The sequence below is a fragment of the Paenibacillus oryzisoli genome, assembly GCF_050467285.1.
In the GTDB taxonomy this organism is placed as follows: Bacteria; Bacillota; Bacilli; order Paenibacillales; family NBRC-103111; genus Paenibacillus_E; species Paenibacillus_E oryzisoli_A.
In genome coordinates this window covers 429,296-455,742 of sequence record NZ_JBCMUN010000001.1, presented here as the reverse complement: position 1 = coordinate 455,742, position 26,447 = coordinate 429,296, and the positions used below count along the sequence as shown (strand labels likewise).

The following is a 26,447-nucleotide window of genomic DNA, read 5'->3' as shown; positions in this document are numbered from 1 at the left end:
AGGAGCGGCTGCCATGGACTTTTATCATTCCTTCATCTATCTGTCCGTGCTGAACACGGAATGGTTTATGTGGATCATCGTCAGCGCAGTGCTCGGCATCAACTTTTTGGCACCGGTCCTCGTGTGGTACAGCCTTCGCGGCAAGCAAGTTATTCAGAAGTTTATGGCACTGTGGCGACAGCGCAAAGGTTAGGCAACCGCCGGTACGATCGTTATATTTTGCCAAAAAAACAGGAAAATATTACGGTCGTGTTGGAAGAGTCCCGTATATTTATGTAAATTTAATTTGACATATCATGACAATTTTTGAGATAATCCTCCTAATTATTGGGTCTATCATCTAGTATTTTCGTAAATTAGGTCCAATCTACTATATTTCTATTAGGGGGAATGTCAGATGACAGCATATTGTACAAAGTGCGGGGAGCGGTTGGAGGGAGACAATGCGCACGTATGCCTGGCGCAAAGCGAGCAAGCGGCTTCACTTGCAGAAGTGAGAAGCACGACGGCATCATCCGGTTTTTCACTCGACACGAATCTTCTCTTGCAGTTGCTTAGGAATCCTTATGCCGGTACTCGACTTGACGAACACCAGGGCTTCATCTACGGCTTGATTGGCATTGCGGCAGCGATTCTCAGCTTCTATATCTGGGCGTGGTCGCTGAAGAAACAAATCGTTTCCAGCATTGCAGATACGATTGGCGGCGGACTCGGCATGTTTGGAGGTTCAGCGGTTAAATCAGGCATCAAAAGCGTCGGAAAGCAGCTTCCAATTGATTCTCACATGCTGCTGCTTGGCATCGTTTCGATCTGTGCGCTCATTGTCCTTGTCTTTCTTGTCGGCAACTGGATCAGCGGGACGAAACGCAGCATAAAAGATATCGCAACAAAACTTGGCGCGATGCAGCTTCCATTTGCCGCCATCTATCTGATCTTGGCCATTGTCAATGTGATTTCTTTAAAAGCTGCCCTGGTGCTGCTTATCATTACGCTTCTCATTCAACTGAACACGATTCTTCTTGCCTCCATGCAAATCTATGAAATTCGCCAAGAGAAAAGCCTCACATTCAATGGAATCGTGATTGGCATTCAACTCATTGTAATCGCTGTTGTCTTTAGTTCATTATCCGCCAAATACGGAAATATCTTTACGAACATTGGCGATTCGCTCTTCTAAATTTCAAGAGAAAGTAGGAAAATTGTTTGTTTTGTTCAGCATGTGGAAATAAAACCGCGCTCGAAGACCTCTATTGCGGCGGTTGCGGCCAGCGCATTCAACAAGCGGCATCGGCGGCGATAGTTCGAACGTCTGGCAATATCGCACTCCCGGCACTCACCCGCAGAAGTAAAGTCGGGCTTGGCGCAGCAGGCGCCATCATTGGCGTCCTCTTGACGGGATACTTTATCGCCCATGCAACTTATGGACCGTCAAGCCCCGAAGCCTTGGAAAAGCAAGTGAACGCGGCACTATCCGCCGGCGACATGGCCAAGGTAGCCAGCTTTCTCGATCCTAATCAGGCTCAGTTGAAAGCTGCCCCCCTGTTGGAGGCTTTTAAGAACAGCCTGAATGATAAGGTGAAAAATCAATATCAAAACAGTTTGGCGGATGCCAGGCTTTCAGCCTCTCAAGCCGCTTCCCAAGACAGCACAACGAAACAGATTAGCGCGTTCGGCAGCGCCAGAGGCATTCTGCAATTTGTCAGCACCTCGAACTGGCGCGGTACCAAATGGAGCTTCCACGTCTACCCGTCTGAGTTAGCTTTTCAAGCCGACGGGACAAACACCGTCAAAGGAACGATAGGCACGCTCGCAGACAGCGATGGGACGATTCGAAATCTTTGGCCGTCCGAATACAAATTCGAGGGCACGCTCTCCAACGATTATGCCTCCCAGCCCTTCAACGGTACCGCCAACTTGCTGACCTCCTCCAAGTTTACCTACACCCCTGCCAGCAAAACTTACCTTAACATCCGATTTCCTGATATAAAAGAATTCTCCGTTACCTTAAACGATAAACCGGTCGTTCCTACCGCAGGTAAACAAGAACTTCAACTTTCCCCTGCGCCTGCCACTGCCAAATTTGTTATTTCAGCTAAAATTATGGGGAGTTCCGTTCAAGGATCTATGACCGTTGACGGCTCCAAGAGCAGCCAGGTTCAACTGATCGACGCCTTGAAAGAAGCGGCGAGCAAAAAAGCGCTTGATGTCATTCTGCAGTCCGCAGACACATGGGCTAAAGCAACGAATGCCGGCGATCCTTCATTGATAAAAGGAATTCAAACGGATTCCGCTTATTACAAAGATCTTGTTGGCACAATAACTAAGCCCTCTGATCCTAAGATCAAGCTGTTAAAAGCCGCTGTGAATCCCGATTCGTTAACGATACGCGGTGATTCCATCACACTTAACGCGTCTGAAATGTACGAATATGCACCTGCCTCAGACAGCACTTCCACCCGTCAAACGACATCAAATTGGACGTATACCTTGCAACAAACTGCCGGAAAAGACGAATGGTGGATTACATCTCACAGCTCAAGCTGGTTTGGCGAGAACGTATTCAACGCTAAAAACAACTACAGTAAAGAGCCCGCTGCCGTTTCGGCAACATGATCGCAGCTAGGACGACGCCTCTTCTCTTCCGCACTGTCGGAGACGGGAACTTTTACGGCTATCCTATTGTTTCGAGACATCATACTTCCCGAATATGAGAAAAACTTCTATCGAAGTCCTTCAAGGATGTGCGACCGTGTTTTAAAGGTAGTTTTTATCGCCAATAAGAATTTGTTCTTCCGGGTATTGGAAACTTATAAATTCTTATGTGGTAAAAAAATGGCTGCCGGATGGCAGCCATTTTTCTTGCTCAAGACCCGATTGCCGCTTCGTACCGCGCCGAATTCGAACTGCCGCGCAAAACAAGCTCATTCACCAGCCCCAGCTTCTGAAACACATGCAGGTTGCTGTTCACCGTCATTGCCGTGATCGCCGGATATTTGGCGCGCAGCGCTTCGCAAATTTCCTTCACACTTGTATCGCCGGTCTGCGTGTACAAAAACTCCAGTAACGCATACCGCTGCGGCGTCAAATGAATATTCTTCGCGCGCATCCGCTGCAGCGCTCCGTTCAAATCATGTGTGGCTGCCATCCTGGGCACCTCCTCGCCTTACGTAAGGGGAAATATCGACGTTCAAGCCAGCGGCAAGCCGCTCACCGAACCGGGCATCCGCGCGGTAGAAATTACAGATCGCGAGCAGCTTCGATTGCTCGTGCACCGAGGCCAGGTCGCCGATCAGATTGGCGATCAGATTCGCTTGCTCCTGCTCGCTGAAGCTGCGGAACGTCTCGCCGGCTTGCCCAAAATCGTTCGTCTTGGCAATCCGCTGCCGTACGACTTGGCCTTGCAGCGGCGCGGAGCTTTCCTGATACGCCGGCGCTTCCTTCGGCGCATCCGCGTGGCGCGTCGGCTCGTAGTTGACGCTGCCGGCCTGCGGCTTCATCTGCATCGCACCGTCGCGCTGATTGTTACGCACCGCGGCATACGGGCAGTTCACCGGGATTTGCAGGTAGTTCGCCCCAAGGCGGTGCCGCTGCGTATCCGGATAGGAGAACAAACGGCCCTGCAGCAGCTTATCCTCGGACGGCTCGATGCCGCTGACGAGCACGCTTGGCGCGAATGCCGCCTGCTCCACATCCGCAAAAAAGTTTTGCGGATTCCGATCGAGCGTCATCGTCCCGACTTTGTGCAGCGGAAGCTGGTCTTCCGGCCACATTTTCGTCGGGTCCAGCGGGTCGAAATCGTACGCATCCAAATCCTCCGGCTGCAGCAGCTGCACGTAGAGATCCCATTTCGGGAAGTCCCCGCGGGCAATGGCATCATACAAATCCCGCGTCGCATGATTGAAATCCCGTCCCTGCACCTCTGCGACTTCCGACTTGTTCAAGTTCCGCACCCCTTGATGCGGCTTCCAGTGGTATTTCACGTAAACGTAGTTGCCGACCGCGTTCACCCATTTAAAGGCATGCACCCCGAACCCGTTCATCTCTCGGTAGTTCGCCGGCGTCCCATAGTCCGAAAACACCCAAGTCAGCATATGCGTCGATTCCGGCGAAAGTGACATGAAGTCCCAATAACGATCAGGTGTCTGCACATTCGTATCCGGCGCCGGCTTCAAGGAATGCACCATGTCCGGGAACTTCATCGCATCGCGAATGAAAAACACAGGCAAATGATTGCCGACCAAATCGTAATTGCCTTCCTCCGTGTAAAATTTAACTGCGAAGCCGCGCGGGTCACGCGCTGTCTCCGGCGATCCTTGGCCGTGGATGACCGTCGAGAAACGGACGAACACTGGCGTCTCTTTGTCGGCTTCGCCGAGAAAAGCGGCTTTGGTGTAGCGACTCATCGCGTTCTCCACCTTGAATGTGCCGAAAACGCCCGCGCCGCGTGCATGCACGACCCGCTCTGGAATGCGCTCCCGGTCAAAATGCGCCAGCTTCTCCAGCAGATGATAATCCTCCAGCAGCGTCGGCCCATGCTGGCCGGCCGTTCGGGAATTCTGATTGTCGCCCACCGGCGCGCCTTGGTTCGTCGTTAAATAGTTCGGGTTATGTGTCATGGAAAAAGTCCTCGCTTTCAAAATTAAAATGAATACTTATTTATAATTATTATAATTTAATATTTATTTTATTTTAATTGATAACGATTGTCAATTCTTTTTCCAGCATTCCAGCAGGAATCTGACGACACAAATGTGGCCACATTGTATCCTATCCGCTTGAGATGCGGGATTATTCGACCGAAATTACCAGAAGAAGGAAAGGGGGCTGCCGTGGCAGCCCCTTCTTTTGCATCATGACACAGACTCTTACCCTGTGTTGATGAAGGTATTCTGATTTTGTAGAGATATGAAGGATAAGGATGGTTTTTGTCGAATTTTTACAATAGATTTATCTTCCATTCAATTAATCCATCAGGAGGTTTCTTCATGCATTCCAGTAAGTCTCGGCGCATCATGGCAATTGTTTTCGCATCTGCACTTGCATTCTCAGTATTTAGCTCAGTGTCCTTTGCGGCGACACCTGCAACACCAGCAGTTGCAGACAGTAAACACATCACTGATTTGGATTTCTCGAATCAATCGGCAACACCAGCAAGGTTGGTGAGTAAGACTGGTATTGATTCGATTAGCGCTATAGGAATTCTTACGATTACAGATAGTAACAATCATACTGCAGCAATCTCCACAGCCGGCAATAATAGCATTTTCGTATTGGTAGATTGGATTAACGCCAACATGGGGACCACCGCGGCAAGGGCCTACGTTGAAAATCCAGACAACCCAGACAAATTCGTAATCGAGTCCACTGCAACTGGTTCTTCGGCAACTTTGACTCTCGGTGATTCTATGGCAAGTTATTTATTCACCACCACATCAGCTACAGGTACCAGTGGGATTAAAAACAAGACATTCACAATAGCCGACATGGACAATGATACGGCAACAATAAACTTGACTACTGACTACACCTCGTCTGGCATCGGTGGGATTGTGGCAGATGTAAATGCTGCCCTCAATAACGCTCATGTAGATGTCGGCGCTTTCGTACTTAATCCAACCACCATCGAGCTGATCAGCACAGGAAATGGCCAAGCCGCAGTAATCAATCTTGGCGGGGCAAACTACACGGATTTTTTCGCTGAAGCATCTTACCAAGGTCAAGATGCGGTGAAGGCAAATGTAAATTTGAATAAATCTCTTGTAGCTAATGCAGTCTTTGGTCAAGTGATAAACAGTTCGGTAACAATCACTTCGGATGACCCTCAAGTAACTGCCGCAGCAACTGGTACAGTTACTCTTACAATTGACAATGACTCATCTCAAACGGCTTCGCTTTCAAACGGGGTAGCGAGTTTTGTAACATCTATTTTGCCCGCTGGTGATCATACGTTTGTATATACTTACGGAGGTGATGCTAACTACAACGGGGCAACTACAACTGGAACTCTTATTGTAAATCCAGCGGTGGTTTCGTCCCTGACGGCGAATCCGTCGAGCGTGTCCATCATAGCAGGTCAATCTGCTTCGCTTCCTGTAGTAACGGCAGTATACAGTGATCAGTCCACAGCAGTCATCGCACCTTCCGATATGACTTGGACTTTCGGAGTACCGGGTATAGCTTCCATCGTCAATGACGAGCTAAACGGCGTAAATGTAGGTAACACGGTGCTGACGGCTACCTATGGCGGTCAATCGGTCAACATTCAAGTTGCAGTTACGGCTCCAATTACGGTAACAGCGGTGGATGTTTCTCCTACCGACATGGTTGTAGACTTTGGCCAAACACAACAAATCACGGTAACGGCGCACCTGAGCAACAGCACGATTCAGGATGTTACTTCCTTGGCAACGTTTGATCCTGAAAAGAGTGGTATCGTTAACGTAAACAACACAGGTTTGGTCACGGCTCTCAATTCTGGGGAAACGACCATTAACGTCACTTACTTGGGAAACACGATTCCGATTACGGTCACAGTTCCACAGCATAGCAGCGGAACGTCTGAGCCGGCTTCAACACCTACATCGACTCAAACCCCGACACCGACTCCGACTCCGATTCCAACTACTACTTCAATTTTTAACTCGGACGTAGTGAAAACGGATAAGAACGTGGTAGATTCGATCAAGGAGAAGGTAGCCGAGGTCAAGGTTTCCCACTCGAGCTCTAATCCGGTTGTTGAGCCTTCGGATACCAAGGGTCACTGGGCGGAAAAGACGATAAATACTTTCGAAAAGCTCGGTGTAATTAAGGGGTATGAAGATGGCTCCGCGAAGCCGGATGCTCCAATTACACGTGCTGAGTTCGTGACGATCATTACCCGCACATTTGGCATCACGGGCGGCTCTAAGTCCGATGCATCATTCTCCGACGTTAGCGACCACTGGGCATATCAATCGATTATGACCCTTGCTCAAGCAGGAGTCATTAGCGGCTACGAGGATTTGTCCTTTCGTCCTGATAAGACAATAACGCGCGAAGAGATGGTCGTTATCCTGTCCCGCATCATCAACATGAATGGGGTATCGAAAGATACATCTAAGGGCAATTTTTCTGACCTGAACGATTCCTACGCATCCGACGCTATAAAAAATGCGGCTGAAACCGGAATCATCGACGGTATTGGCGACAGTAAGTTCGTTCCGAAAGCACGGTCTACCCGCGCTGAAGCTTTGACGGTCATATTGAAAACACTAAACCTTAATCCTGATGTGAAAACTTTGTTGGATTCTATCAATTAACCTAATCCCATCAAATAGTGTACCTTTTCACGAGATGATGTCTACGAGGCATCATCTCTGTTTATTTTCGAGCGAGAACGATCCCGAGCAGCAATATCAAAGAACCCTGTACAGATCCATCAGCCGAGGAAGACCGAGCTTCTTCGCGCCGTCTACATATTTATCCCAATCGTCCATGCTTTGCAGCTCACTTGCAAGCAATCTTGACGACAACTTCACCTGGTTGCTCACTGCAATCAACCTCGTAGAAGCCCTCTGCAACCACCGCAGCCTGCCGCTCCGCCTCATTAACCAGCACGAGCTCGGGTTTCACTGGGGCGTAGAACAAGAACTTGCCGCCCTCCCGCAGCCGCACCACATCCGCATCCCCCAGTCGCGACTGTTGAATAAGTGCGTGGGAGGAGGCGAATTTGTCCGCCAGCCCCAGCGGCGTCACACCGGTCACATCGCTGCTCAGCGGTGCGAGAAGAAACAACTTGCATGCCTCCGGCTGCAAATCAAACGGGAACGCTTCGCCCGCTTCCAGCACGCGGCACGTCTGTGAGAAATGCTCGTACAGCGCCACGCGCTGCCCGGCAAGCGCAGGCACGTCCTCGGCGGATACGGTGCCCTGCACCGCGCTCGCCGTTTCCGCGATGTGGAACGCGGCGACCAGACCAGCGCTCCCGGCTGTGTTCCACAGCTTGAGCGGGATAAGCTCGCGCGTCGGATCTCTCAGCAAGCCGTCCAGGGTCGGCACAGCCGGCTGATCGCAGCGCAGCAGCTTGCCGTCGCGGTACGTCAGCGGCAGCAGCTTGGCCGGATCGGTCCGCTCCAGCGGATCGCTGATATAGACGGGACCGCCGCTGATCGCGCGGAGCACGGCATTTTGCAGGTCGTCATGATTCATCGTCCAGAACATATCCCAATCGCCCCAATAGAAGGGCCCGTGATAAAAAGAATTGTACGCATTCTGCAAAGCATGCTCCCTGAAGCCGTGCTGACTTCTCGGCATAAAGTCATCACTGTTCCGCGATACCGCCGAGGCCGGACGGTGCCAAATATTTTCGGCGGCGAGCCCCATGCAGTTGATCATCCTCTTATCAAAATGCAGCGCTGTGGAAGCTTCAAGCGCCTGATGAGTAGCGGATGCCGCAGCCCCAATCGTCTTGTCATATTGCATAAAATTGCCGATCGCTGCTTGGCTGTCCACCTTGACGAAGTCGATGCCCTGCCGCCGCAAATAGCCGTGCCAAGCGTTCCAGAAGCCGAAACCCAGCGCCGGATCGGGGTATGGGATCAGGCTGCCGTCAGGCGTGGCATAAAGGTATGGGCGCAGTTCTGCAGCCATGACGCTTAGCGGGTGAATGCCGCACCAATATCCCGCAATCGTATGCCAGACGCCGACCCAGCGGATGCCGTGCTGCTCTTTGAGCCGGCGGGCTGTATGCCCGAGCCCTTCCGGAAATTTAGCCGCATCCGCCTCAAAACCGAGCAGCTTGCCGTCAGCCGTCGTCGACCAGCCGTCATCGATCATGACCCAGCGTACAGGAACGCCGAGCGCATTGAACTCCGCCGCCTTGGCGAGTACCCCCTGTTCATCCACTTTTTGATAAAAGGCATCCCAGCTGCACCAGCCTAAGTAATCCAGCACTTCGGGATAGGTTTTGCCCTTTCGCAGGATGGCGGGACCGTTCAGCGCCAGGAGTGCAGCGTCCGTGGTTCGCTCCGCCAGTGCGTAAGGGTCAGCGCCGCCGCCAAGCACAAAAGCCAGCGCCTCAGTCCGCTGCAGCCCGCCCCGATGCGAGGACAAGCCGACCGAGAAGCCAGCGCCCTCCTCCCCGCCGCCACCCGTGACATCGGCCCGAACCTCCGGCCCGCACACCGGGAGCAGCCTGAAATAGGCGTCCTCCGTTCGCCACAGCAGGGAAATCGTACGTTCGGGAAGCTGCGATACATCCGAGCCAAAATGCGGCCGCGTCCACCACTCGTTATGCTGGTAGTTCGCCATCAGCCCCTGCACATCGTTCATCTCCTCGACTGTGACAGCCACCCCTTTGACCGGCGCGAACGATCGCCGGCTCATAAAAGCAGGCCCGCCAAGCACCTGCGCGTCCACGAAGCCAAGCACAGTATCTCCGCAGCAGCGCAGCCGAAACGTCGCCGATACGGTTGCAGGCTCAGCCTCATCCTGGAATCGCAGCGTGTATTCCTCAAACGCCTCGTGCTTATCGGTGCCGGTCACATGCTCGCAAGCTTGAAATGTGAGCCGTTTCGGCGTTTCCCCCACGAGCGAAACGGTTAGACCGAAACCGCGCAGCACCGGTGCCCCCGATCCCGCAAATAAAGTTAAGTTCTGGTAGGTAAACATCATGGCCCACTTCCTGATCGTTGTATAGTCTTGTTTCTATGAGATAGAGCAGCCGGCTTTGTCGCTGGCACATAAAACGGATGAGAGTGATGCCCTCTGAGCGAGCATCACTCTATCGAAAAGCTTGCACATGCAGCGGAACGCTGCGGCAGAAGCAGCAGATTGTCGAACCCCTCGCATCCAGATCCTCACAATCTCACCGTCTCCAACAAGAGGAACGTGGATGCACTATTTTTGCAAGATTGGCCGACTTTTGCTGGAAGCGGAGTGAGATGCCCTTATTTGCGCCTTTTTGCAGCATTCTACGGGTTTCGGGCCCGAATAGCGCATCCTCGTTCCGCATCTCGGGAAAATCAGCGAAAATTAACCAAATAGCGCCCTGACGTTCCGTTGTGTTTGTTACCCGCGCGCCTCGCTCCTCCACCGCTTCCCCGCACTCACTCAAAGCTCTTGCAAAGCCAACAGCCGGCCCGCGCCTCTCAGCCAGTGCCGACCAGCCGCACCGCTTATTGCAGCGTCACCGCATCCGCTAACGCCGTCATATCGTTCGCGTTATCCCAGATGAACGCTTTAATGGAGTACCCGGCAGGCACTGCCGGCACCGTCAAAGTAACGCTCAGCGCTTGGTTATCGTACTTGTTCACGACAACCTCTTGCGTCTTGTACTCGACGAGCCCCGTCGGGCCGTACAGAGCGGCAATCAAAGCTGCGCTCATGTGCGTCTCCGAAGAATTGACCACGCGCGTCGACACGTTGACCGTGCCGGAGGCCAGCGACGTCAGCACGCTGCCGCTCACATCGGTAAACGCTGGCGCATCCACGATGACATGCGGGCCGACGATCACTTCCGCCGGATTGCTCTGCAGCGTCACGCCGCCGAAGGTAAAGCCTGCGTGGAAGTGCGTAATGCCGTCGCTCACACCGGTTATGACGCCGCTGCCGACATTCACAATCCCGGCATCGTCAACCGTGTACGCGAGCGTTGCGTTATCGGCAGTCAAGTCCACCCGCTGACCGAAACTATCCGTTCCCCAGACGGTGAACTTCGCCGTTGCCCCTGTCCGCAATTGGAGCTTGTCGGTCGCCAATTGCACGCTTACGACATCGTCCAGCCCGAAGTCCTGCAAGTACACGAACTTCACGGAGTCCGCCGCCACCTCGCCATTGCCGGCATCGCTCAGCTGCACGTAGCCCGATGTGCCCTGGTTGAAGCGATGAATGCCAAGCGGCACCCAAGCCCCACCCTTCACACGCTGATCGACGGTGTACGTCTTGGAACCGCCAGCCCCGCTGACGGTGTATCCGGCATTCCCTGCGCGGGAAGCTGAGCCGTCCGGCAGGAAGTAATACACCATATAGTAGCCGCTGTACGGAAGATTCGGCATCCACTTGACGGTATTCGCGCCGATCCCCGCAGCGATCCGGTGATAATCGTTATTCAGCGCATTCCCGCCGGTTGCCGCTGTCCAGCTGCCGGTGCGAACCGCTTGCGCATTGTCGACGGTGACCGCCGTCATGGTCGTGGCGGAGACAGTCGCGCTCGGTGCGGAGGCGTTCCATTTCCGGTCCTTCGCCACCACATAGAAGCTGTACGCTGTTCCCGGCGCCAATCCCGTCACCGTCACGGTGTTGCCGGAAATAACCGACGCGACGACCTGATGCGTCACCGCATTGTAAACATCGGCATCGAGCTCAATGCCGTTCTCCAGCGATGTCCAAGCCAGCGATACCGTCGTATCGCTCTTGCCCGTGACGGCAACCGACGTCGGCGCACTTGGCGCAACCGTATCGTCGACCGTGCTTGTCGGGTCCTCGAACGCCCCGATATCCGGCAGCCCCGTATAGATCGGATTGTTCCAGAAATCGCGGACGCCATGATCCCCTACCACGGCGCCGGCGCCGATGAGCGGAGAATCGGACCGCAATTTATAGCCGTCGAGCGTGTTGAAGCCATCGAGCCCCTGGCCCGGATTGACGAATCGGGGATCGCCAACGATGTTGTTTTTGCCTTGCGCCGGCGCAGCCTGACCGTAAAAAGCATTATAGAGAAATCTAGGTGCTGACGCATAGGTTTCCGTGATCGGATTCGTACCCGTTACATAGAAAATATTGTTCATAAACGTGGCGTTGGCATTATTTTTCATTTGGAACCCGATGCCCTGGTCGTTGTAGAAGACGTTATTGTAAAAGAGCCCCGGATCGTTAATGTTCATCGTATAGCTGTGCCAGCCGTTGCGCTTGTCGTTCTGGCTGATGTTGTAGCGGACGATGTTTTTCCCGTTCTTGAGCTGCCCCATGTCCATGAAGAATCCGCCTTCATTCTCATGGGAATAGTTATATTGAATCGTGTGATCGCCCCGAGCGGAAATGTCGGTATCAAAAGCCGCAGAGTCCGTATCCGACTTAATCTCGGCATGGACGCGCCCCACTTCGTTAAACTGCAGCAGCGCCTGATCCGTCCGCCAAACCCACATGCCGGCGATCCACTTGATCCCTGGTGCATACGCACCCGCATCCAGGCTGACGTTGTGCTCAATCAGCGGGTTGCTCGTCGCGCCGACGACAATGCCGTCCGCGCCGTTATTGAGAATTGAATTTCCGCGAACCGCCACATTGCGGTTAAAATACGTCACATCGGACGAGAAAGCCGCAATAGTAATTCCCATCGTCGACATATCGTGGAGGTAGTTGTCTTCCAGCGTCAACCCGTCGTAATAAGCCTTCGGCTTGTTCGTTTCCCACTCCCACGCTTCGATTTGGATGCCGGCGTTGGAGTTTTTATTGACGCCTTTATCCTTGCCATCCGTCGTTGTCGTCGTCGTTTCACCGGTCAAGTTCATCCCTGTGACATCATGAATGTCCATGTTTCGAATCGTAATATCTTTCATCGGACCGTTATGGAACGCCTTGATCCAGATCCCGCTCCGCCGGTAGTAACCGGTCAAATAATCGTCCGGATCAGCGGGCTTAAAGTTCGTCAGCTCCAGATCCTGAAGCGTAATGTACTGGATGTTTTCCAGATCGATCGCCGCATAGGTCGCATTCGCATTGATGACCGGCCGGGCATCGCCGCCGTATTTGCCGACAACGATCGGATTGCCCGCAGCTCCCGAGCTTTTCAGTTTCAAGGAGCCCGACCACGTACCTCCCGATTTGAATAAAATATGGTCCCCCGGCAAATAGTTGGTTTTCGCATTCACTTTCGTCAGCGTTTTCCAGGGGGTCGTGGTGCTGGTGCCATTATTGCTGTCGCTGCCCGAAACGGAATCCACATAATACGTCGTGTTGTCGGCATACGCCCGCTCGCCCGGCACAGTCGCAACCCACGCTGTCATCAGCACCGTAGCCGATAGCGCGATGGAAGCGATTCTCCTGCCTATTCCTTTGAGTTTCATGGTTACCCTCCCCCTATTGGCCGTTATTTACAACAAAGGTCGTGGTCTGCGGAACCTGGATGCCGGCGCCGCCGACTTTCACCGTGTAGGTCCCGTTCGCCGCTCCCGAGCCGCTCAAGCTGTAGCTGAACGTGAAATTCCCGGACCCATTGCTGACCGTCTGCGCGAGATAATTCACCGCACCCGCAGGATTCTTCACAGTCAAGGTTACAAAAGAGTTGTTGACCGACAACGTATGCCCCGTCACCGTCACTACGTGCGTGCTGGCGTTATAGCTGGCCGACAAGGTCATTTCCGCCGCCGGTGCTGTCGAGGTCTCGAAGCTTACGCTTCCCCACTGGCCTCTGGCCTTTTTCGCCGCTTCACCGTTCGTCGTCCAGCCCCACTGCCCCCGGCTCGCATAACCGCCGTCACTGAGCACGGCATTCAGGATCAGCGCTTTACCTGACCATGGATTGGCAATGCCCAGCGCATATAGCGGTACCGCCGCCTCCATCGTATAACCTTTGCCGTCCGTGTCTCGAACAAGCTCCATGAAAATTAAAGGCTTCGAGTTCACGCCATTCGTGTACAAATAAGACTGATACCCGTACTCCGTACCGCTGCCAAGGACAAGCTGGCGATCGCTCGAGAGCATCGTGCCGATCAGATCCGGATGCTGGGTGTAATCCATATCCTCGTCACCGAAGAAAATTTCAAGGACATCTCCATTCCAGATGCCGGTTCCGGTTTTGGTATTCACCATCGGGGTCGGGTCCTTGATCTTGGCTCCGATGTACAGCTTCTTCTCGTCATATTTCAGGAAAACATCCGCTCCCCGATGATCCCCGTTGTTATCTGTAACGCCTTCAATGTGAATGCGTTCGCTGCCCGCCCATTGCCCGGCCGGATTGCCGCTCGAATCCGTCTCGACAACGCCGTCGATGGTGATGCTCGAAGATGTCCGTCTAATGGTAACGTCCGTATCCACCGGCTGCACCGCAACTTCCTCTCCGTAGCCAAACGCCAGCTTCGTTATATAAGGGAAACCGTTGCCGATATTGCCAACAAGCCGCACTCGGACATACTTCACCCCATCCGGCAAAAAGTTCGCCTGCAGCACATCCGGAATGCTGTTATTGGCGGAAGATCCAAAGGCAGGGTGTTTGTAAATACCGGACAAGTTGTATTGGGTAAAATCGGTGCCATTGGTTGACGTCCACAGCTCAAAGGAAGGACTGCTCGGCTGGTTCGCGAAGTAGTAGCCTTCGATATAAGCCGATTTAAAATCCTTGCCGCTCGGCGCCGCATACGTCATCGCCGTTGTCGCCGTGCTTGTGTTAATGCGCTTTACATACGTCGTCGTGCCGAACGTCCGGATAGACGACAAGTTGCCGGTTAGGTTCACCGCTTGCAGATTACTGGTGTCGCCTCCCGCTGCATACATCGAGAAGTCCGCCATAGGATCGATGACATAGCCATCAGCCACGTCCGAAGTGGATTGCGAGCTCTCGAAGTTAATGAGGTCGATTTTAAAATCGCCCGCAACCCCCGTCTCGCTGAAATAGCCGGCCTGCGGCAGTTTCACGTGCACATATTTGGTGCCCGGTGTCAGAGGCTCCGCCAGCGCATAGGTCGCTTTCACATACTGCACACCCGACATCAGCTCCGGATGGAGCCTGCGTACAAGCGTCACTTTTTTGCCATCCACCAGGCTGCCGGTTTGTGAATTATACGACGCTTCGTATACGGACAAATCATCGGCCGGCGAAAAATTGAGCGCCCATTTGTTATACGTTACATCGATTGCTAGCGACTTAAAATCACTGGCACCGGCATAATAGGCAAAATCGCCGCCAATGCCCACCGCGCTGCCACCGGAGATCGAAGCCCCGTTCGTTCGGAACGCGTAATTCCACTGTGTCAACTCATCTGTAAAACGGCCCGTTCCATCGAACGGCACAACATTCCCCTGCACAGGGATATACACAGGCGCGCTCAGTGCCGGCGTGCCCACCAGAACGCCCGCCGCAGCGACCGGAGTCACTTCAAACCAGACGTACCCGCCTGCATCCCCTGACGCCACCGTGTAAGTTGGCGAGACAGCCCCGGCAATCGCCGTTTTATTCGAACCATCAGCCAGCGTTCCTCTGTACCATTGCAGAGTCGTCGCCGCTTCGCTGTCCCCATCCGCATCTGTGAAGAGATAGCCGCCTGTCAGCACCTGCCCCGGCGCCGGAGTACCGTACACGTTCAGCGACACCGCTGTCGGCGCTTGATTCGGCGGCGCAACGAACTCTTTGTTTACAACCAGATCGTCTACCCGCATAGTGCCTGACTGGTAGCGATACGAGGAAAATCCGTACTGCGTCACCTCGGTTGCCGCCTTGTACAACGCAACATTCGTTGCCGAAGTAATCGGCACACCGTCAATCGTGACACTGTAGGTTTTGGCGTCCATATCGACATCTACATGCACGTTGTACCATTGATTTGCGACGATGCCGGACTTCACGGTTGCCTTCAAGTTGCTGCCGTATCTGCGTGAAATCGTACTTCCGTTAAACAACAACTCCAGCACCTTATCACCGGCGCTGTCGCGCAAGAGGAGGAAATACCCTTCATACGAGGAAGTCGTCTGCTGAGTCATCGCACGCAAATCTACGCTAAACGAAGAGGTGATGGGTGCTGCAAAATCATAGTTGGCCGTATTCGGAACCGAATTGTTCGTCTCCGAGGTGCTTAAATATCGGTTGCCTCCCGTTTCTTCCGCAACGCCGACGAGATTCGCTCCCGTTGTTGCCACCCAGCCGGACGGAACCTGCCCGACCGTCGTACTGTCAAAATTCTCGGATAAGACCGTGACGCTTGCCGCTTCCGCAGCCGGCATTCCCACAGGCGACCATACACCGAATAACAGCGCCGCCAGCGTTAACTTTGCGATACCTTTTCTCATTGTGCCACCTCATTTTCTTCTCAGATTTCTACTTGCTCATGAGCACTTGCGATTCAACCGCCTCCAGCACCTCCTTGTTCAGAGTCAACTGCGCCCGGTCGACCTCCTCTTGCAGCCTGCGTTCGAACGCCTGGTCGCTCAGCTTGGCCGCAATCGCATCTTTAACCGCTGTGAGCGGCAGCAGCGTATCCATGAGTCGATCTGTACATTGAACCAACGTCAGCACCTGCTGTTCCTCGAACACTTCACTGAGCTGCCCTTTGGCGAGTTCCTTGACAGCGGTTGTCAGAAGCGGACTGGCCAGCGTGTCCTTTCTGGCGGTGTCGCTGCTGAACTGCTGCTCCCTACAGGTGTACTTCGAAGATTGGGAACGGCATACATCACCTGTCACCGCTGCAAAATCCTCCCCAGCCGCCACGCGCCTTGCAATCGCTTGCAGGCTGCGCTTCGCTTCCTCCTTGGACACGCCGCCACCCGTCGTCACGGTCGAGATCATCTTCACATGCACCGTTCCCGCCCGGACAAACATACTGCTGTTCTTGTCGTAAAAAGCCTGAATATCAGCTTCGCTAACTGCTGCCCCGCCGCTTAGCTTCATCTTCAAATCGTCCAGCAGCTCGGACTGCCGCATCTCGTAAAAAGCTTTTTCCGTCAGCTGCTTCGGCCCGTACACCGGTCTGCCGCTATTCACCTCCTTTTGTCTGCGCGCATTCTCCTGCGCCAGCTCCCGCAAAAACGCGCTGTAGCTAGCATCCTGCAGCACACCGAGCTGAACGCCCAGCGCCTGCTGCACCTTCGTTCTGACCACTTTCTGCAGGACGTCTTGCTCGATTTTGGCCAGCGGCACCTCCCCTTGATAATTCTGATTCCAAAATGAAGGACTGTCCTCCGCACCGTACTTATCCTGGAAGTAGGCGTAGGTCTTCGAGCGTTCTCCGCTCAACGCAGCGGCAAATTCTCTCGCCTCCACGATCTGTCCGTTAACGACAGCAACGCCGGCGCTATCCGGATTGCCTTGAGCCTGAAGCTTCATGCAGCCTGATAGGACCAGCGTCGCTATGACGATCACGCCTCCCCAAGCCTGCAACGGTCTCCCTTTCCACAGCTTACTGATCTGCACCACGGTCGCTCCTCTCGATAACGGTTACAATGCACTCACATCGTAACAAGATCGACTTTGCTCCAGCTATAGGGTTTCATGACAAAACTATCGAATTTGTAACCTTTTCAAGAGTACATGGATTTCTCACCCGATCCAGCCATCGATGCCTCGCTTGCCTGCGCCTCAGGCAGCTTCACGTTCCGACCTGCGCCCAGCCCTGCCCAGGTAAAGACAGCCACCGCCGCCAGCAGCACGCAGAGCGGCATGTTCCAGCCTCCGCTGACATCGTGCAGCCAGCCGAATAAGGCCGGGCCTGTGCAGGCCAGCGTGTACCCGATGGACTGAGCCATGCCGGACATTTCGGACGCTTGGCGGGCGCTGTTCGTCCGCAGATTGAAGAACATCATCGACAAGCTGAAGGCGGAAGCCGCCGCACTGCCGATCAGCGCACCGCCCAGCCCAAGCAGCACGGCGCTGTCCATGAACAAGCAAAGGACGCCTGCTAAGGACATGAACGCCGCCATCATGGCCAGCCAGCGCTGATCCTTGACCTTGGCCGCCAGGAGCGGCATCACAAAGTTAAACGGCAGCCCGCAAAACTGCATCAAGCCGACCATGATACCGGACGTACCGGCGCCAATGCCCCGCTCAGCGGCAATATCCGGCAGCCACGCCATAACAATAAAAAACATAAACGATTGCAAGCCCAGGTACAGTGTCATCTGCCAACTGAGCAGGTGCCGCCAGAGCCCAAGCCGCCGTGAACCAGACGCTTCTTTCTTGCCGCTTGCAGGGACTTGAACCCGGAGCCTCTGACACAACAGCCAATAACAAGCTGTAAATAAAGCGAGAAAGCCCCACAGCGCGAGCGTTCGCTCCCATCCGAGGCCCATCGAACGGGCGATTGGAATGCTCAAGGCTGACGCGACCGAGCCGATCAAATTCATGGCTACCGTGTACGTGCCCGTCATCAGGCCCAGCCGCTTGGGAAAATACCGGTTGATCAGCACCGGCAGCAGCACGTTGCAGACAGCGATGCCGACCCCGGCGAGCAGCGTGCCAACCAGCAGCTGGCTCACCCCGAACCAAGGGCGCAGCAAGAGCCCTGCCGAGAGCACAAAGAGGGCGATCAGAATCACCCGCTCCAGCCCGAACCGGTTTGAAAGGCGGGGCGACAGGATCGAGAACGCAGCGAATGCCATCAAGGGCAGCGTCGTTAACAGCCCCGCTAAAGGATGCGACATGCCGAGCTGGCGGCTCATCGACTCCAGCAGCGGGCTCACGGACGTAAGCGGCGCCCGCAGATTCGTCGCGATAAAAATAACTGCGAGCACCAAGACAACGTTTTTATTACTCAACTTCCACATCCCAATTCCCCCTGCTGCTCTTCCAGTTATCGTAGATGCAAGGCGCCCCTACAGCCAGACAGCGCCGGATGTGCCAGGCACAAAGAAGGCTTCAAGTTCAGGGAATAACGCCCTCAACAGATCGACAACCGCCCGCATCCCTGGCTCTTCACTGGACATATGGCCCAGCACAAGCATCGCTTTCAAAGCCCCCACATCCAGCGCATCCTGCACATACGCCTCCGTTTCCCACGAGAGCGTTTCTCCTGCGATAAGCAGATCAACGCCATCCCGCATCAGCTTCGCTATCTGCCTCCGCCCGCCTTCCATACCGGGGCTGAGACACACCACTGATACCGCTTGCTCCGGATTCCCGATCAGCTGTATCGACGGCAGACCAAGCCTCCTCTTCACGTCGTCCGCCAGTTGACGAACCGTGGTCTTGAGCACATCCACAACAAATGGCGTCTGGGCCCTAGCGCAGGTCTCCCAGCGCATAGCCGCCAACAAACCGCTCAGAATCCCATCCGGCTGGTAACGGTGCCAGTAATCGTGAAACCGATAGATCGCGAGGCCAGACTCCTCAATCAACTTTCGCTTCTGTTCATAAATCGCTTCGCCTTGCAGCCAATCCGTCTCATCAAGATGCGAATAAAACGTCGGCTCATGGGTAATGAGCAAATCCGCCCCGCCGTCCACTGCGCTTCGAATACTCGCATAGGATGAGTTGAACGTGACAGCCACACGCCGCACCTCCCGAGCGCTGCCGCCGGCTATCAACCGGTCCGTTGTTTCTTTCAAAACGCCGACCGGCTCGGTCAGCTTATCGATGATCGTCTGCACCGTAATCATGACGTTTCTCCTCTCAAGAAGGAACGGCCCCGAGCAAGTCGGAGCCGTCATCTTTCGCCTGTAACAGCGTATTACTTCTTGTTGTTCGCCGCAGCCCAAGCATCCAGCTGCTTTTGCACCTCGGCGTTGATTTTTTCCATACCGGCTGCCTTCAGTTTTTCCACCATTTTCGGCAAGTACTCTACTGGATCCAGGGTGCCTGTGATCAGACCCGGATAGAACTCGGCGAGGGCGTTAGTGTAAGCACTGATTTCGTTTTTAACATTCTCGTTGTTGAAAATAAAGCCAATTCCTTTCGCTTCATCCGCATCCGCATTAAACTTATTGTATTTCTCCCATTTCTTCGGATCTTCGTTCGTCCAGAGGTAGTCAATAAACTGGTTACCGAACATGTAAGGTGCGCCAAGGGAGTATCCGGACGTTTGCGCTGTCATGCCCGGCGGGAAGTCAATCGTGTTCTCATCTTTCTTCACGAAGTGCTTGCCTTCAAGCCCGAATGCAATCATATTGAGCAGCGTTTTGTCTGTGTACAACAAGTTCAGGAACATCATGACACGCTCCGGATTTTTGGAGGTGCGGGAAATCGACAGCATGTTGCCGAGCGTACTGCCCGTCGTGATCAGCGGCTTCGTTAACTCAACTTGCACCCATGGCAGACCAGTGGCCTGCGTCACTTCCAAATCTTTTCCAGGTTTCAGCGTCTCCGGGAAGGCAAATACTTTACCCGAACGATACGTGCCGGCAAAATCAGTCAGGGTCGCAGCGTCTTTGTTAATATATCCGGCTTTATACCATTTGTTCGCCAGCTTGAGCATATCCATGTAACGCGGATCGCTGTAGAGATCGATTAATTTCAAATCCTTCGTCGCACGATCCATCACCCCGAGATTCGTCGCACTGGAACTCGCCGAAACGAACATGCCTTCCTGCAAAGCGATGAACAGTCCGTTCGTCTTGCCGCTCAGGAACGGAATCATGCCCGTCTCATTCTTCTTGATCACGTCGAAGAACGGTTCCATATCTTCCGGTTTTTTCACCGTGCTGAGGTCGAACTTATACTTATCGACTAAATCCTTGCGCACCAGGAACCCTTTATTGGCGGCAAATTCTTTATTCGTCGGCATGCCATACGTGACCCCGTTATACTTGATACCGTTCAGCACCTTCGGATTCACAATTTTCAGCGCATCTTGCCCATATTTGGCCATCAAGTCATCCAGCGGAATGATCGACTTGTTCTGGATTTTGCCAGGCCAGTTGTCCCATGACGTCGTCCACGTAATATCGAACACTTCGTTAGACGCGTATTTCAGGTTCATTTTGTCCGCCCAGCTGCCCCAATCAATGACCTGCATATCGAGTGTCACGTTGATCTTGTCTTTCAAATACTTACTGACCTCGGCGTTAATCAACTCCTGATCCTTCTGTGGAACGCCGGGCACGAACATCTTGATCGTGTACGGATCCAGCTTGGGCTGGGCGGCGGTAGAAGCCGCCGGACTTGTACTTGCAGCGGGTGCGGGGCTGCTGGTGCTTTCCGAGCTTGAGGAGCAGGCGCTGAGCACAAGGCTCGCGGTTAGGGTAAGCCCTAACGCAGCGCCAATTCGACTGCGGATTGATTTCATCTTTTTAACCCTCCATTTAGTTAATTGTTGCGAACATGCTCTATGCTCGACCGGCGCGAGGGCCGGATGAAGCCTACCCTTTTACAGCGCCGACCGTTAAGCCTTTTACGAAATATTTCTGGAAAAAAGGATACGCCAGCACGATCGGCCCCATCCCGATAATCGCCATCGCCATCCGGGCTGTCTCGCTCGGAAGTTTAGCCGTCTGATCGCCAAACCCGCTTACTGCAGCGATCGTATTCAAGTACTGCAAGTTTCTCATCGCCTTATACATCAAATATTGGATCGAGATGAGTTTATCTGAATTCATGAATACCAGGGAATTAAACCAATCGTTCCAATAGCTCAGCGTATAGAAAAGACCGATGGTTGCCAGTACCGGCAACGATAACGGCAGTACAATGCGTGTAAAAATGCGAATCTCGCCGGCTCCGTCAATTTTGGCGGACTCCAGAATGGACGGATGAATGCTGCTCGTAAAAAACGTCCGCATAATGATCACATAGAACGCGCTTAGCAAATGATTCGGAACAATCAAGCCCCAGATGGAGTCCCGAAGGTCGATGAAATTCGTGTAGACCAAGTACCAAGGCACCAAGCCGCCGCCGAAAATCATGGTGAAGAAGAAAAAGAAGGAGAAAAAGCTTCGAAACGAGAAGTCTCGCCTGGACAGCGGGTACGCCACTAACGCCGTAATCATGAGGGCAACGATCGTGCCGAATACCGTGACGAAGATGGAGACAAGATACGCGTCTATGATCGGCCCGATGTCGCGCAGCAAGTAAGCGTAGGCCGACCAGCTGAATACCCGAGGAATCACGTTGTAGCCGTAAAGATAAATCGTATCCTGATCGGTTAGGGAGACGCCAAGCACAACGAGCACCGGGAAGACGCAGGCCGCCGAGAACAGCAGGAAAAATAGATGCAGAGCAATTTCCGTCGGCGTTTTAATCGAGTTGATTTCGCGTTTTCGCCTTATCAGCGGAAGCTTATGCTCCTGAGGAGGAGCTTGCGGCGACACAGCCACAGTGGTCACAGATTCCTTCATAGCAGCTCCTCCTTCTAGAACAATGCGTTCTCTTTATCAATTTTGCGAACCACATAATTCGTGGTCATGACGAGCACAAACCCCACCAAAGCTTGATATAAACCGGCTGCCGAGGACATTCCGATGTCGCCGAGCGTAAGCAGCGCGCGATACACATACGTATCGATGACCTGCGTAGTATTGTAGAGTGCTCCGGAATCCAGCGGCACTTGATAGAACAAGCCGAAATCCGAGTTGAAAATTTTACCGACTTGCAGCAGCGTCATCACAATCAGCACGGGACGGATGAGCGGCACCGTTATGCGCGTAATCTGCTGCCATTTGCTCGCGCCGTCGATGTGGGCTGCTTCGTAATACTCGTTGTCGATGCCGATGATCGCCGCCAGATACACGATGCTGAGGTACCCGACATGCTTCCACAGATTGACAAGCGGGAGAATAAACGGCCAAAGCTTCGACTCGCTGTACCACGATACGGCAGGGAACCCGAGCGGCTCCAGCACCGTTTTGTTAATGAAACCATACTCGCTGTTCAGCAGGGAATAACCCAGATAGCTGACGACGATCATGGACAAGAAGTGCGGGAGAAACATCACACTCTGATAAAATCGCGCCGCCAAACGCGCCCGCAGCTCATTCAGCGCAATCGCAAACGCCACGGCCACGACCAGATTCAGCACAATAAACAGCGCATTGTACAGCACCGTATTCCGGGTAATGATCCAGGCGTCTTTCGTACTGAACAGAAACTGGAAATTGTCCAGCCCGACCCAGTCGCTTCCGAGAATCCCTTTGGAGTAGTCGACATGCTTGAAAGCAATGACGACACCGAACATCGGGAGATAGTTGTTGAGAATGAGATAAAGCACCCCGGGCAGCAGGAGCAGGAGCAGCGCTTTATCTTTGCGCACGTTGCGGATGAATCTCAGCATCGCGTTCTGCGGCTTGGGTTTGGTTATTGCCATGCGTGTCACACCTTTCACGTTGGTTGCTATAGGTTAAGTATAGCTTCGTTTGGCGATCCCCTCTATCGGGTGGCGTGACACTTTCCTCGTTTTTGTGACTGCTTGCAAAAAAAGCACAGCCGTTAAGCTATGCCTCTTTGCTGCTCCCTGCGGTCAGGTCAAGTAATATCCAGGCTCTGGAACCGCTTGCGATACTCCAAGGGCGATATGCCGACCTTTTTCTTAAAAGCTTGCCCGAAGTGCGAGTAATTCTCGTACCCGATCTCCTCACACACGTCCACAATCTTCAGATTGGACTCCGTCAGCAGGATTTTTGCCCGGTCCATCTTGGCCTGAATGATAAAATCAATGAGCGATTGCCCCGTCTCCCGCTTAAAAATCCGTGATAAATACGCCGAATTGAGATAGATATAGTTCGCCGCTTTCTCGCGCGTCACGTCTTTGAGATTCGCCTTGATGTACATCTTCGTCTTCTCGATAATGAGCGAGCATTCGTTCCGCTGATTGTCCAAATACCGCGAGCCTGTATCGATTAGCTTCTCCGCCCACGCTTTCAGCTGGGGAATGGAGCGAATGGCGGCCAGTTCCCCGCTTCGTTCCCGCAGCCCCGACCATTCTTTCACCGAGAGCCCGTTCTTATGTGCGACGTGGTACATCATATACGTTAACGCGTGATAGAGCGCGCTGGCCGATTCCGTATCCGCCTGTGCCTCCTGCATCTCCGCGAACAGCTGGTTGAGGCGCTTCAGGAGCTCCGCTTTGTTGCCGGACTCAAACAGCACGACCCAATCCGACCAGGGGATGGACAGCGGCGTCTTATTGCGGTTTCCTTGCAGGGCAGGCTGCCGCAGCTGTTGGACGGAGAGCGGACTGGACAAGTTCTCCTGCTCCAATTCAATCAGACGGTGGACGACTTCAGTGAGCGAATGGATCGGCACCATATGCCCGATATAGCAGGACACCGTACAGTAAAAATAGCGGTTGCAGGCGTCGGCGAACGCCCGGCACGCTTCAGCCAGCGCAGCAGGGTCCGGCAATCGCCCTGACGTTTCGTAGACGAGCGCAAACAGGATGCCGTTCTCGTCCTTGATGATGCCGCCGGCGTAGTCCCCCAACAGCAGTTCAGCCGCTGCATTACGGATCGCATACTCCAGCGTGTCCTCGTCGCGCAGCGAGAATTCCTTATGCCACTGCTCGATGCTGAGGAGGATCGGCAGGATCTGCGAGTGCGGGTGGATCGGCAGATTGACCGCCCGCATATTCTCCTCGCCAGGCACGATCCGCCCCGACAGCAGATTTTGCCAGAAGCGTTCGACGACGACCGCCTTCTGAAGCTCCCACAAGGTCTGGTACTTCTTGCTCGTTTCCAGCAGCCCTGCTGCGGCGCGGTCCTTCTCGATTTTGTCAATCGCCAGCTGAATCGTGGCCGTCAGCTCCTCCGGCTTGACCGGCTTCAGTAAATATTCGAAGCTGCCCAACTGGACTGCTCTTTTCGCATACGCAAATTCGGCATGGCCCGTCAGGAAGATCGTCTCCACCTCCGGCGTATGCTCGTTGACCCACTCAATCAGATCTAGCCCGTTCATACCCGGCATCTCAATATCGCAAATAATCAGATCGATGGCCTGCGTCTGCAGAATGCTCATCGCTTCCTTCGCCCCCATCGCCTGATGCACCTCGTCAAACCCGAGCGCAGCAAAATCAATAGACTTCCGCATCGCGCGCAATACGTAGATTTCATCATCGACAATCAGCAGCTTTAGCATGGTCATCCTCCTCCATTTCGCTTAAGGCGCCGCTCGCGGGCAGCACAAGCCGCACCACCGCGCCATGCGGAGCTTCCAGCGCAAACGAAAGCTCCGCCTCATTTCCGAATACCATCCGCATGCGCCGGAATACATTTTGAACGCCCATGTGAGCTCCCGTCTCATCGCCAAAATCTTGACGGTTAAACCTCGTGAGCGTCGCAGGTGGAAAGCCCCGCCCGTTATCCTGGATCAGCACTTCCATGCGGTCGGGCATGTCAGGAAGTACACCTGCGGTAATCGCAATATGGAACGGGGCGCTGCCCTCTTCCATGCCGTGAATGACAGCGTTTTCGACAAACGGTTGAATCATTAACGGCAGAATCGACGTACCTGCTAGCTGCTCTTGCACATGAATGTCGTACGACAGTTTTTCCGGAAACCGAACCATCTGGATCTCAAGGTAATTGCGAATGTGCCGCATCTCTTCGGTGAGCGTAATCGTATCCCGATGAGATCTTGTGATGAACCGGAAATACTCCGCAAGATGCTCCGTCATTTTCTTAATCAGTTCATTTTCCCCGAGCGTGGACAGGCTGTTAATAATATTCAAAGAATTCAGATAAAAGTGCGGATTAATCTGCGCCTGCAAATGCTTGAATTCCGATTGCTGCGCTTTCAGCATCTCTTCGTAGACGTTAATTTTCAAATGGCTGATCTGCGACACCATGTGATTGAACGTCGTAATGAGGAAGTTCAGCTCCTCAGTATCCGCTTCCTTGACGCCGATGTCCATATCGCCCTTGACGACCCGCCGCATGCCTAGAATCAACCGGTTCATGGGGCCAAACAGCATTTTGCGCAGGTAGAAGGAGTAGAAGTAAAAAAGAATGACTACGCCCAGCGGAATCAGATAAATCACGCGCTGGAAAAAGGGCAGCTGCTGCAGCAGCGACTTCTCCGGGATCATCGCCGCCAAGCTAAGCGGCGCCTGCTGGAACGGCGTGGAGACGAGCAGATAGTCCGTCCCGTCCGTAGGACCTTCAAACAGTTGGAACGCTTTTGGATTAGCAAGCAGCTTCTGGCTCGCGGCGATCATCGTCACATTAGACAGCGCCGACTTCGTCAACGGATTTCCTGTCGCGTCGAGCAGAATCGCCTCCCAGCTGCTCCCATAATCGAGCGCGCGCAGCGGCTGCAGCAAGTCTTCCAGCCGAAGCACAGCCCCGATGTAGACGCCGTTATTCGCTTTCGCGACACGGACGAGATAGGCGTCCTCGCTTTGGTTCAGCACCGTCCAATCCCCGAATACTTGTCCGACCTGCTGCAAATAAGTCTCCAGAATGGTTTTCAGGTTGGTCGTATCGGCGTAGGAGGATCGCGAAAAAATAAAATCATCTTTATCCGCCGCATAGGTGAAAAAGGAATAGAAATTTTCGAACGCCCCGCTCCACGCCGTCAGATCGTTATGGACTTTGATTTTGGCCAGCGTGTAATCACCATTCGTTTCCGGCAGAGCCGCCATCGCCAAATAGGAGGATTGCGTATCCGGCGTGACGATCTGCCGCAGGAGATAATGCGTAATTTCCTCGAGTGTGCGATCAATCTGACCAATATGCACGGCCAGCGCCTTGCTCGTCGACTGTGACACTTCTTCGCGGACGACTTTGATGGCATAGTAGTTTTCATAAAATAAAAATAAAGCCATCGGTGTTATGATCATTAGGAAACTGCTAATCAATTTGATTCGAAGAGCCGGTTTTTTCATTCGCATTCCACCCGTCGA

At 53.6% G+C, this 26,447-nt stretch carries 17 protein-coding genes; 4 read left to right on the top strand and 13 right to left on the bottom strand.

Translation table 11 applies throughout. The features are described from left to right. The first annotated feature begins 13 nt into the window (after positions 1 to 13). From ABE504_RS01755 to ABE504_RS01745, 3 genes are all read left to right on the top strand, one after another. Positions 14 to 193, top strand: coding sequence for a hypothetical protein (locus tag ABE504_RS01755; protein ID WP_430083606.1), 180 nt, complete (start codon positions 14 to 16; stop codon positions 191 to 193). Positions 194 to 397: 204 nt separating this feature from the next. Then, positions 398 to 1,177 (top strand): hypothetical protein, encoded by a 780-nt coding sequence (locus tag ABE504_RS01750; RefSeq protein ID WP_430083603.1) that lies wholly within the window; start codon positions 398 to 400, stop codon positions 1,175 to 1,177. A gap of 26 nt (positions 1,178 to 1,203) precedes the next feature. Continuing rightward, on the top strand, positions 1,204 to 2,613 hold the full coding sequence (locus tag ABE504_RS01745) for a hypothetical protein (protein ID WP_430083600.1): 1,410 nt from the start codon (positions 1,204 to 1,206) through the stop codon (positions 2,611 to 2,613). A 250-nt stretch (positions 2,614 to 2,863) separates the two neighbouring features. On the opposite strand, the gene ABE504_RS01740 is transcribed toward ABE504_RS01745, so the two are convergent. Both ABE504_RS01740 and ABE504_RS01735 read right to left on the bottom strand, forming a co-directional pair. Further along, positions 2,864 to 3,145, bottom strand: a complete 282-nt coding sequence (locus ABE504_RS01740) for a Fur family transcriptional regulator (RefSeq protein ID WP_430083598.1) — start codon at positions 3,143 to 3,145, stop codon at positions 2,864 to 2,866. Further along, complete coding sequence (locus ABE504_RS01735; RefSeq protein ID WP_430083595.1) at positions 3,129 to 4,616, bottom strand: catalase; 1,488 nt, start codon at positions 4,614 to 4,616, stop codon at positions 3,129 to 3,131. Before ABE504_RS01735 ends, ABE504_RS01740 begins: the two co-directional genes overlap by 17 nt. Positions 4,617 to 4,985: 369 nt before the next feature. On the opposite strand from ABE504_RS01735, the gene ABE504_RS01730 reads away from it, so the two are divergent. Beyond that, on the top strand, positions 4,986 to 7,298 hold the full coding sequence (locus tag ABE504_RS01730) for an S-layer homology domain-containing protein (protein ID WP_430083592.1): 2,313 nt from the start codon (positions 4,986 to 4,988) through the stop codon (positions 7,296 to 7,298). 187 nt (positions 7,299 to 7,485) lie between these two features. Here the strand turns inward: ABE504_RS01730 and ABE504_RS01725 are convergent, their stop codons facing one another. From ABE504_RS01725 to ABE504_RS01675, 11 genes are all read right to left on the bottom strand, one after another. Further along, a complete protein-coding gene (locus ABE504_RS01725) occupies positions 7,486 to 9,651 on the bottom strand; it encodes a Sip1-related alpha-galactosidase (protein WP_430083589.1) in 2,166 nt (721 codons plus the stop codon). 503 nt (positions 9,652 to 10,154) lie between these two features. Further along, the gene (locus ABE504_RS01720) at positions 10,155 to 13,043 is read right to left on the bottom strand and encodes a fibronectin type III domain-containing protein (RefSeq protein WP_430083586.1); all 2,889 of its coding nucleotides are present in this window, start codon (positions 13,041 to 13,043) and stop codon (positions 10,155 to 10,157) included. Between the two features lie 13 nt (positions 13,044 to 13,056). Further along, positions 13,057 to 15,978, bottom strand: coding sequence for a sugar-binding protein (locus tag ABE504_RS01715; RefSeq protein ID WP_430083584.1), 2,922 nt, complete (start codon positions 15,976 to 15,978; stop codon positions 13,057 to 13,059). A 28-nt stretch (positions 15,979 to 16,006) separates the two neighbouring features. Continuing rightward, on the bottom strand, positions 16,007 to 17,098 hold the full coding sequence (locus tag ABE504_RS01710; protein ID WP_430083582.1) for a peptidylprolyl isomerase: 1,092 nt from the start codon (positions 17,096 to 17,098) through the stop codon (positions 16,007 to 16,009). Between the two features lie 107 nt (positions 17,099 to 17,205). Then, the gene (locus tag ABE504_RS01705) at positions 17,206 to 18,447 is read right to left on the bottom strand and encodes a CynX/NimT family MFS transporter (protein ID WP_430083579.1); all 1,242 of its coding nucleotides are present in this window, start codon (positions 18,445 to 18,447) and stop codon (positions 17,206 to 17,208) included. A gap of 48 nt (positions 18,448 to 18,495) precedes the next feature. Continuing rightward, positions 18,496 to 19,278 carry a Nif3-like dinuclear metal center hexameric protein gene (locus ABE504_RS01700; protein WP_430083577.1) on the bottom strand — a complete coding sequence of 261 codons (783 nt, stop codon included), beginning with the start codon at positions 19,276 to 19,278 and terminating at the stop codon, positions 18,496 to 18,498. A gap of 71 nt (positions 19,279 to 19,349) precedes the next feature. Continuing rightward, the gene (locus ABE504_RS01695) at positions 19,350 to 20,903 is read right to left on the bottom strand and encodes an ABC transporter substrate-binding protein (protein WP_430083574.1); all 1,554 of its coding nucleotides are present in this window, start codon (positions 20,901 to 20,903) and stop codon (positions 19,350 to 19,352) included. A 73-nt stretch (positions 20,904 to 20,976) separates the two neighbouring features. Then, complete coding sequence (locus ABE504_RS01690) at positions 20,977 to 21,951, bottom strand: carbohydrate ABC transporter permease (RefSeq protein ID WP_430083572.1); 975 nt, start codon at positions 21,949 to 21,951, stop codon at positions 20,977 to 20,979. Positions 21,952 to 21,965: 14 nt separating this feature from the next. Then, positions 21,966 to 22,916: an ABC transporter permease gene (locus ABE504_RS01685; protein WP_430083569.1), complete on the bottom strand. Its 951-nt coding sequence runs from the start codon at positions 22,914 to 22,916 to the stop codon at positions 21,966 to 21,968. Between the two features lie 158 nt (positions 22,917 to 23,074). Next, positions 23,075 to 24,682 (bottom strand): response regulator transcription factor, encoded by a 1,608-nt coding sequence (locus ABE504_RS01680; RefSeq protein ID WP_430083566.1) that lies wholly within the window; start codon positions 24,680 to 24,682, stop codon positions 23,075 to 23,077. Further along, a complete protein-coding gene (locus tag ABE504_RS01675; RefSeq protein WP_430083563.1) occupies positions 24,657 to 26,429 on the bottom strand; it encodes a sensor histidine kinase in 1,773 nt (590 codons plus the stop codon). Before ABE504_RS01675 ends, ABE504_RS01680 begins: the two co-directional genes overlap by 26 nt. Positions 26,430 to 26,447 lie beyond the last annotated feature (18 nt).